The organism is Alteromonas sp. AMM-1 (assembly GCF_047290655.1).
Lineage (GTDB): Bacteria > Pseudomonadota > Gammaproteobacteria > Enterobacterales > Alteromonadaceae > Alteromonas > Alteromonas mangrovi.
Genome location: NZ_JBLBUE010000157.1, coordinates 1 through 8,050, shown reverse-complemented (window position 1 = coordinate 8,050; position 8,050 = coordinate 1). Strand labels below are relative to the sequence as shown.

The following is an 8,050-nucleotide window of genomic DNA, read 5'->3' as shown; positions in this document are numbered from 1 at the left end:
CCGAAGCCGATAAATTGGTTGGCGAACAGAAAGTAAAATGGCTGCAAATAAGAGCCAGTGCCTGTATCAGGCTGAACCGCTTCGACTGCGCAGTAAAAGCGTATAATGATAGTCTGGCTATCCAGCCCGGCTATACTCAAAGTTTAAATGGCCTTGCCTCCGTTGCTTTGTTTGAAGAACGCTTCACTGATGCAAAATCTTTTTTAGACAAGGCCTTTGAAACCACTCAGGACGATGCAACCAGTTGGCGGTTAAAAGGTCAGTTAGCACATGCTCAGGGCGATTTTGATACTGCCATAGACAGTTTGCAACGGGCGCTAAAATTAAATCCGGAAGATCCCAATACACTTCGCAAACTTGCTGATATTTATCTTGAAAGTAACGACTACGACAGCGCGCGTGCATTCGTGGATGAAATCATTGGAAAAACGCCAAATGATCCGCTGGCGATCCTGCTGAGCAGTTGGCTTGAAAGTAAAGACAAAGAAAAGCTGGTTAGTAACGAAAAGCTCGAACAATTGAACGAAATTATGAGCAGCCTGGCACCCGAAATCATTGCTGAGCAACCCGTGTTACTTTACATCAGTGGTTTAACCGCATTTTTCCATGGAAATACCGAACAAGCCGCAAAAGACTTTTCACAATATTTGTTGAAGAAGCCGAATGATATTCAGGCCATCGTGTTATTGGCGCGCACATATCTGCTTACCCAGCAAAACAAGCAGGCTATGCTGTTGCTGGAGAAACACGAAGACAAATTATTAGACAATATGGATGCTTCTTTATTGTTGGGCGATTTGTATTTAAAACAAAACCGGGCGTTTAAAGCACAAAAGTTAGTTGACGATCTGGTAGACAAATATCCAACCGACTCCAAGGTAAAACTCTTTCAGATACGCTTAATGGCAGCAAGGGGTAAACAACAGGAAGCGCTCGCTTATCTGGATCAGAATTACCCACAGAACAGTAAAAATATTACCTTCCTGTTTACTTACAGCATGATGAAATTACAAGCCGAACAGGAACTGGATGCGCTGCAAGGCGCAGAAGCCATGCTGGCTATTTATCCGGAAGAACCGGAGTTTCTGAACTTAAAAGCCGGTATTCTCATTCGATTGAAACGCTACGACGAAGCACTGGATGTGTTATCGCTAGCCCTCGATAAAGATCCAACGTTATTTGCAGGCAAGTTTAACCGCGCCGCAATTTTAAGCAGAAAGCGTGACTTTGAAGGTTCAAATGCATTAATTGAAGAATTGCTTACTCTGTCACCAAAGCATCCACAAACGTTGCTGTTAAAGGCGCATAATCTTGTTGAACTTAACAACATAGAAAAAGCAATAAACCTATACAACGACATATTGGTGCTCAACACCGGTTACAGTTATGCAAGGTATGAATTAGCTAAATTGCATGAGCGTATCAGAGACTTTGATCAGGCTATTTATCATGTGGATCGCTTGTTGGTTGAGGATTTCGATAATCCTGAGTACCTGTTGTTTAAGGCGTCAGTGTACATTCAGAAGCGCAATGTACTGGAAGCACAAAAGACCCTGTCTATCGTTACGCACTTTACGCAAAACTCTATTGAATTCTTAATTCAGCAGAGTCAGCTTCAACAGGCTGTTGGTGATAACGAAGCTGCGTTAGCTTCTCTGCAACGCGCAATTGAACTCGCTCCGGACAGCACAGCAATTAAACTTGATAAGATTCGCCTGCATATTCAAACGCGGGAACTGGAGACGGCCAAATCCATGCTTGTTGCCCTGGCAAAGGACAACAAAGACAACCCCAATTACTGGTTAATTCAGGCCATGTATGACGATGCAACTGAATCACGGGATAAAGCCACAGCAAGTTTAAAACGCGCATTGGAATTAGACAGAAACTTCCATAAAGCGCTGTTAATGCTGCATAACCTTGCGATTATAGGGAATGATAAACAAACGTTTGTTACCGAAGCGGAAAAAGTAATAGCTGCCTCGCCTAAAAATGTACTGGCGAAAAATCTACTGGCGCAGTTCCATTTCATACAGCAAAATTTTGAACAAGCATCCATTCTGTACAATCAGTTACTTGAGCAGGAAACTACCTTTAATAAAGCAGAAGTGCTGAATAAACTTGCGATCATGCAGTTAGACAGCAACCTCAATCAGGCTGAAACCTATATTAAACAAGCATTTGAGCTGAATGAAAGCAGCCCGGATATTCTGGATACCTATGGATGGATTTTAGTGCAAACAAATAAGCTGGAAGAAGGACTTGGATTATTGCGTCGTGCCTTTGCCCGAGATGCTAACAATCCTGAAATTCGTTATCACATTGGATACGCGCTGGTTAAACTGGACAGATACGAAGAAGCGATTGAAGAGCTTACTCAGGCAGTAGAAGTGAATCGCCCGTTTTACAACCGGCAAAAGGCCCGTGAGCTGCTTGAGTCAATCAGATAGTATATTGTTATATAAACGAAAACGCCGGCTTGAATACGCCGGCGTTTTTATTTTGAGCCCTGAATGGATCAGATAATCAGCAGGTTATCGCCATCTACATCTATTCGAATAGTAGATTCTGGCATTATTGTCCCTGCTAATAATTGCTGGGCCAGCGGGTTTTCAATCTGGGTTTGAATAGCCCGTTTCAGCGGTCTTGCACCAAATACCGGATCGAATCCGGCATCGGCAAGTTTATCCATGGCCGACGCTGACAATTCCAGTTTGTAGCCTTTATCAGCTAAACGTGCCCGTAGTGACGCCAACTGGATTTTAGCAATCGACTTAATCTGCTCTTTACCCAGCGGGTGGAATACCACGATGTCATCAACCCGGTTAATAAACTCAGGCCGGAAATGCTGCCCTACTACGCTCATTACCATCGACTTCATCTCGTCGTACTGACTTTCCTGATGCTTGTCCTGAATGATATCTGAGCCTAAATTAGAGGTCATGATCACAACGGTATTTTTAAAATCGACCGTACGTCCCTGTCCATCGGTTAAACGCCCGTCATCCAGCACCTGAAGCAGAATATTAAACACGTCCGGATGCGCTTTTTCTACTTCATCCAACAGAATAACTGAGTACGGCTTGCGACGTACGGCTTCGGTAAGATACCCACCTTCTTCGTAACCTACATAGCCAGGAGGCGCACCAACTAGTCTTGCAACAGAGTGCTTCTCCATAAATTCAGACATATCAATGCGGATCATGGCATCTTCAGTATCGAACATAAAACCCGCAAGCGACTTACACAGTTCAGTTTTACCTACCCCGGTAGGCCCCAGGAACAGGAACGAACCGATTGGGCGATTCGGATCAGCGAGACCTGCCCGTGAACGTCGAATGGCATTCGATACAGCGGTTACTGCTTCTTGCTGTCCGACTACGCGTTTGTGCAGCACGTCTTCCATGCGAAGCAACTTGTCGCGCTCACCTTCGAGCATTTTGGCAACCGGAATGCCCGTCCATTTAGACAGTACCTCGGCAATTTCCGCATCCGTTACTTTGTTCTTTAACAACAAGGTTTCGCGGGTTTCGTTTTCTGCGGCTTTCTCGAGCTTCATTTCTAACTCGGGAATACGGCCATACTGCAACTCAGACATGCGATTTAAATCAGACGCACGACGCGCAATTTCTAAATCCAGCTTGGCTTGTTCCAATTCAGACTTAATGGATTGCGTGCCCTGCATGGCTTCTTTTTCGTCTTTCCAGATTTTCTCCAGTTCCGAAAACTTCAGCTCAGCCTGTTCACGCTCCAGTTCGATCATTTCTAACCGCTTATGGCTGGCATCGTCGGTTTCTTTGGCAAGCGCTTGTTCTTCCAGCTTCCACTGGATAATTCTGCGTTCCAGACGATCCATTTCTTCTGGCTTGGAGTCAATTTGCAAGCGAATGCTTGAGGCAGCTTCGTCAATCAAATCAATGGCTTTATCAGGTAACTGGCGATCGCTGATGTAGCGATGAGACAAGGTCGCGGCTGCTACAATGGCCGGATCGGTAATGTCTACTGAATGGTGAAGTTCATAACGCTCTTTCAAGCCACGCAGAATAGCAATAGTGTCTTCAACACTTGGTTCATTTACCAGCACTTTCTGGAAACGGCGCTCCAGCGCCGCGTCTTTTTCAATGTATTGGCGATATTCATCCAGTGTCGTTGCGCCTACGCAGTGTAATTCGCCACGCGCCAGTGCGGGTTTCAACATGTTGCCTGCATCCATCGCACCGTCTGATTTACCCGCCCCCACCATTGTGTGAAGTTCGTCGATGAACAAAATAACCCGGCCTTCTTCCTTAGAGAGTTCATTCAATACCGCTTTTAAACGTTCTTCAAACTCACCCCGGTATTTAGCACCGGCTACCAGCGCGCCCATGTCGAGTGACAACACGCGCTTGTTCTTCAGTCCTTCTGGCACTTCACCATTAATGATCCGTTGTGCTAACCCTTCCACAATGGCCGTTTTACCCACACCAGGCTCACCAATCAGCACCGGATTATTCTTAGTACGGCGCTGTAGTACCTGAATCGTTCTGCGTATCTCATCATCGCGGCCGATTACCGGATCTAACTTACCTTGCTCGGCTCGTTCGGTGAGGTCTGTGGTAAATTTTTCCAAAGCCTGGCGCACGTCTTCCGCGTTCGGGTCGGTTACCTTCTGACCACCACGCATCGTATCAATGGCTTTTTCAATTTTTTCTTTTGTGATCCCCAGCGACTTAAGCATATCGCCGAGCCGGCCTTTATCCTGAATGGCGGCCAGAACAAAGATTTCAGACGTGATGTAATCGTCTTTGCGTTGCTGTGCAATCTTGTCGCACAGGTTTAGCAGCACTACTGATTCTTTACCCAACTGAACATCACCACCGATGCCATCTACTCTTGGCAGGCGATCAATAGCTTCAGCAAGGGCTGAACGCAGCGCATTAACGTTAATATTGGCCGAGTCCAGTAATAAACGCACCGAACCACCCTGTTGATTCAGTAATGCGGTCATTAAATGTACTGGCTCGATGAACTGATGATCTCTGCCCAATGCAAGAGACTGCGCATCAGAGATCGCAATCTGGAACTTGCTGGTAAATCTGTCTAAACGCATAAAACCTCTTTAACAGTGCGTAAAAAACCTTGCTTCATTTATGGGTATGACAGAAACAAGATTCAAGCTGACTGCGCAAAAATACGGCAATTTATTGCGCTAGCGCAAATTTTTTAGGGCTGACTAAAACGAAGCTGACAGCCCGATAACGCTGACAATTCGTCCCGTTTGGGATTCACCTGCATGACATGCCCGGCGATGAGAAAAGAAAAGAGAAGATTGTTGATAAGTACACAGCTGTGACAGCGAAATATGCCCTACCCCTGCCTGTTCACACTGCAACTGGGCAATACGTGGCAAATCCAGGTAACATTTCGTTGATTTGTGGTGCGGCAGGATAGCGTCGGAAAATTCAGTAAAGTGACCAGCCATGCTGATATCCACCTCATAGCAGTGCGCACTGATCGCCGGCCCAATCCAGGCTTGTAACACGCCAGGCTCAACATTCATAGCATTAATGGTATTGCTAATAATTCCCTGTGCGAGCCCTTTCCATCCTGCATGAATGGCAGCAACAACGGTAGCGTTGTTATCGCATAATAACACAGGCACACAATCGGCGGTCATTACCGCACAAAACGATTGGCTATCCCGGGCAATCGCGGCGTCGCCGTCATGCTGAACCGATGGCAATTCAATCACAGCACTGCTATGCGTTTGATTAAGCCAGTGGATCCGATCTGCAAACGGTAACAAACCACGATTTTTGCTTACCGCGTCGGCACTGTCGCCGACGTGGTTTCCTACATTCATCGAATCAAACGGGGCAAGGCTTGCACCGCCAATACGGGTAGTACAATAGGCAACCACGCCACGGGGCGCTTGCCATTGCGGGAAAACCAGCGGTGTTTGACTGTTCAGCTTAGAATTCATCGATACCATAGATTTTGGTGTCTTCTCTAACCGAAGCAATCAAATTAACCATATCTTGCGGAAGCGGTGCCTGCCAGGTCATCCACTCATCTGTACTTGGGTGATACAGCGAAAGCTGGGCTGCATGCAGTGCCTGGCGATTAAAACCCCGCAAAGTATCGGCAAAACTTTCACTTGCGCCTTTGGGTAAACGCAATCGCCCGCCATAAGCAGGATCACCCACCAATGGATGTTTAATGTGCGCCATATGCACGCGGATCTGGTGGGTACGACCGGTTTCCAGCTTTAATCTCAAATGAGTATGCATGCGAAACTTTTCGATGACACGATAATGCGTTACCGCAGGTTTACCCATTTCCCGAACAGCCATGAGAGTGCGCTTGGTTGCGTGTCGCCCAATTGGGGCATCCACAAACCCACCCGCTACCATAGTGCCCATTACCAGGGCCTCATACTCTCGGCTCATTACCCTTGACTGCAACTGATCCACCAGGTGCGTTTGCGCTGGTAGCGTTTTAGCAACAACCATCAAACCCGTTGTGTCTTTATCCAGTCGGTGAACAATGCCGGCCCGCGGTATTTTGTCGATCCCCGGTACGTGCGCGAGTAAAGCATTAAGCAAGGTACCATCGTGATTGCCCGCACCAGGATGCACAACCAAATCAGTTGGCTTGTTAATGATCAGAATATCGTCATCTTCGTACACGATATCGAGCTCAATGGGCTGAGCTTCATTCACTACCTGCTGCTCGATTTCGGCCTCTACCGAAATCACTTCGTCACCGGTCATTTTTTGACGCGGCACAGTGCAAGGCACGCCGTTAATCGACACATTCCCGGCTAAAATCCATTCTTTTAGCTTTGATCGTGAATAATCGGGGAACAAATCAGCAACAACCTGATCTAACCGCATACCAAAATGTTGAAATTCAGTATTCGCTGATAATGAAATTTGTGAACTTTGTTGTACCATAACCGCCTAAAACAGGAACGCAAAGTGCAGATTATAACAAGGTTTACCGCACTTGGCGGTTTTCTTTTGGTGTTTATGTGGTGTTTGCGTGCAAGTGCGTTAAAATACCGAAAATTTACTGTACGCAATGCAGTAGCGAATAAAACGGATCAGGAAAAAGAAGTACTATGAAAATTACCCGTTGTATTGCACCACTGATGCTGGGCGCCATTGTTAGCCTGGCTGGATGTTCGTCTTCAGATAAAGAAGAGCAGGTGGTCAACGCGAACCTGGATGCGCAATCTCTGTACGACAGAGCACGTGAAAGTATGGAAAACGGCAACTTTGCTGCAGCAGCAGCTTCGTTAAGCGCTCTGGATTCGCGCTTTCCGTTTGGCCCGTTGTCTCATCAGGTACAGCTCGATTTAATATTCAGTTATTACAAATCCGGTAAGGCCGATCAAACGCTGGCCACCATCGATCGATTCATTCGGTTGAACCCGAATCATGCAGACGTGGATTATGCCTTTTATATGCGCGGCTTAACCAATATGGAAGCCGACAATAACTTGTTCCAGGAATTGGTAGGTATAGATAATACCGATCGCGATCCCACTAAGTCTAAGCAAGCGTTTGATGATTTCCGCAGGCTGATTCAGCAGTATCCCGACAGCAAGTATGCCTCCGACGCCCGTCAGCGCATGGTTTACATTAAGAATCGCCTGGCTAAATACGAGGTGGCGATTGCCCGCTTCTATATGCGCAGAGAAGCCTATATTGCCGCTGCAAACCGTGGAAAATATATTCTTGAGAATTACCCGGATTCTAACCAGGTGCAACAGGCGTTGGAGATTATGGTGGAATGCTATGATCAGTTGAAACTGACAGATCTTAAAGATAATGCTATGAAAACCTTAAAACTCAACTTCCCGAACAGTGAGTTTATTGGTTAATTATTGCTAATTGCCCCATTACAAACGCCCTGTCGATTCTCGCCAGGGCGTTTTTGCTTCTGCTATAAGAACCGTTTTTTTTCAAAAACAAATCATAGAACGCTATGCAATTGAGCCAGGCAATTAATCGCGCACAGGGTATAACCTTCAAAATTCAATGAACTCTCCCACTGGCAAAGGCTT

5 protein-coding genes are annotated in these 8,050 nt (G+C 46.3%); 2 read left to right on the top strand and 3 right to left on the bottom strand.

The annotated features are described in order from the left end of the window. Window positions 1-2,450: XrtA/PEP-CTERM system TPR-repeat protein PrsT (prsT, locus tag ACLR2L_RS16945; protein ID WP_413369774.1), on the top strand; the 2,450-nt coding region annotated here is incomplete at its 5' end. 68 nt (window positions 2,451-2,518) lie between these two features. Here the strand turns inward: prsT and clpB are convergent. The 3 genes from clpB to rluD all read right to left on the bottom strand — a co-directional run bounded on the left by clpB (window position 2,519) and on the right by rluD (window position 6,935). Next, window positions 2,519-5,089, bottom strand: coding sequence for an ATP-dependent chaperone ClpB (gene clpB, locus ACLR2L_RS16940; RefSeq protein WP_140961628.1), 2,571 nt, complete (start codon window positions 5,087-5,089; stop codon window positions 2,519-2,521). A gap of 123 nt (window positions 5,090-5,212) precedes the next feature. Then, entirely contained in the window at window positions 5,213-5,962 is a 750-nt protein-coding gene (gene pgeF / locus ACLR2L_RS16935) for a peptidoglycan editing factor PgeF (protein ID WP_413369772.1), read from the bottom strand. Beyond that, complete coding sequence (gene rluD, locus ACLR2L_RS16930; RefSeq protein WP_140961630.1) at window positions 5,952-6,935, bottom strand: 23S rRNA pseudouridine(1911/1915/1917) synthase RluD; 984 nt, start codon at window positions 6,933-6,935, stop codon at window positions 5,952-5,954. The genes pgeF and rluD overlap by 11 nt, the downstream gene beginning before the upstream one ends. Before the next feature lie 167 nt (window positions 6,936-7,102). Here rluD and ACLR2L_RS16925 point away from each other — a divergent pair, with 167 nt between their 5' ends. Further along, the gene (locus tag ACLR2L_RS16925) at window positions 7,103-7,867 is read left to right on the top strand and encodes an outer membrane protein assembly factor BamD (protein WP_140961632.1); all 765 of its coding nucleotides are present in this window, start codon (window positions 7,103-7,105) and stop codon (window positions 7,865-7,867) included. The last annotated feature ends 183 nt before the right edge of the window (window positions 7,868-8,050 follow it).

Excerpts from the sequence above, each read along its gene's own strand:
- clpB (WP_140961628.1), bottom strand. The coding sequence starts at position 5,089 with ATGCGTTTAGACAGATTTACCAGCAAGTTCCAGATTGCGATCTCTGAT.
- pgeF (WP_413369772.1), bottom strand. The coding sequence starts at position 5,962 with ATGAATTCTAAGCTGAACAGTCAAACACCGCTGGTTTTCCCGCAATGG.
- rluD (WP_140961630.1), bottom strand. The coding sequence starts at position 6,935 with ATGGTACAACAAAGTTCACAAATTTCATTATCAGCGAATACTGAATTT.
- ACLR2L_RS16925 (WP_140961632.1), top strand. The coding sequence starts at position 7,103 with ATGAAAATTACCCGTTGTATTGCACCACTGATGCTGGGCGCCATTGTT.